This is a genomic window from Sphingomonas sp. FW306-1B-B10E, assembly GCF_058782005.1.
Map to the genome: position 1 here is coordinate 30,339 of NZ_JBYSXG010000055.1, position 892 is coordinate 31,230.

Here is an 892-nt window from a genome sequence, read left to right on the forward strand (position 1 = left end):
CCGGAACGGGGAGGGGGGCCGCCGCCGAAGGCGGTGGTGGAGGGGGCGTGCCCCATAGGGTGTCGCCGGTGGAGGGCCCCCTCCACCAGCCTGCGGCTGGTCCCCTCCCCGTGCCGGGGAGGAGTTTTACTCACCCCAATTCCGGCAGCAACTCGTCGAGCTTGTCGAAGCTCTGCGTCCAGCCTTCGTGCATGCCGTTCAGCGCCGGGCGCATCGCCTCGCTCGCCTTGGTGATCCGGACCGTCATGCGCATCAGGGTGCCGCCGCCGGGCGCATCCTCGAACACCAAAGTGTCCTCATGCTCGATCCCCCAATTGCCGTCGGCCTCCTCGAAGGCGCGAAGCACGAAGCGCAGTCGGCTGGGACGGTCGACTTCGAGGAACTCGCCATGAACCGGGTTGGTGCCATAGGGTTCGGGGCCGCGCATATCGATGCGGATCTTGCCGCCGGGGCGCGCGTCGGCCTCGCACAACGGCGCGTCGAATCCGCGCGGACCCCACCAGCGCGCGAGGTGCTCAGCCTGGGTAAAACAATCGAACACCCGTTCGCGCGGCGCCGCGAAGGTGCGCGTGATCGTCATCCCGTGGCCGACGCCGAGTTCCGTGGTCATTCCGTCTCTCCCTTGTGCTGCAGTTCATCCAGATACGCGTCGAGGTCGTCGAACTTGGCTTCCCAGAAGCGGCGATAGGCGCTGAGCCATTCGCTCGCCGCGGCGAGCGCGGCGGGCTCGAGCTTGGCCGGGCGCTGCTGCGCCGTGCGGCTGCGCGAGATCAGCCCGGCGCTTTCGAGGACCTTGAGATGCTTGGTCACCGCCGGCCCGCTCATCGCGAAGGGTTTGGCGAGTTCGCCGACATTGGTCTCGCCCAGCGCCAGCCGCGCGAGGATCGCGCGG

At 68.8% G+C, this 892-nt stretch carries 2 protein-coding genes; both read right to left on the reverse strand.

The annotated features are described in order from the left end of the window. Window positions 1–130: 130 nt before the first annotated feature. Entirely contained in the window at window positions 131–610 is a 480-nt protein-coding gene (locus AC3WJI_RS17815; protein WP_492758632.1) for an SRPBCC domain-containing protein, read from the reverse strand. Continuing rightward, window positions 607–892: ArsR/SmtB family transcription factor (locus AC3WJI_RS17820; protein WP_492758633.1), on the reverse strand; the 286-nt coding region annotated here is incomplete at its 5' end. The genes AC3WJI_RS17820 and AC3WJI_RS17815, both read right to left, overlap by 4 nt.

Bases quoted from the DNA above. Each gene is read 5' to 3' on its own strand.
- AC3WJI_RS17815 (WP_492758632.1), bottom strand. From the start codon at position 610: ATGACCACGGAACTCGGCGTCGGCCACGGGATGACGATCACGCGCACC.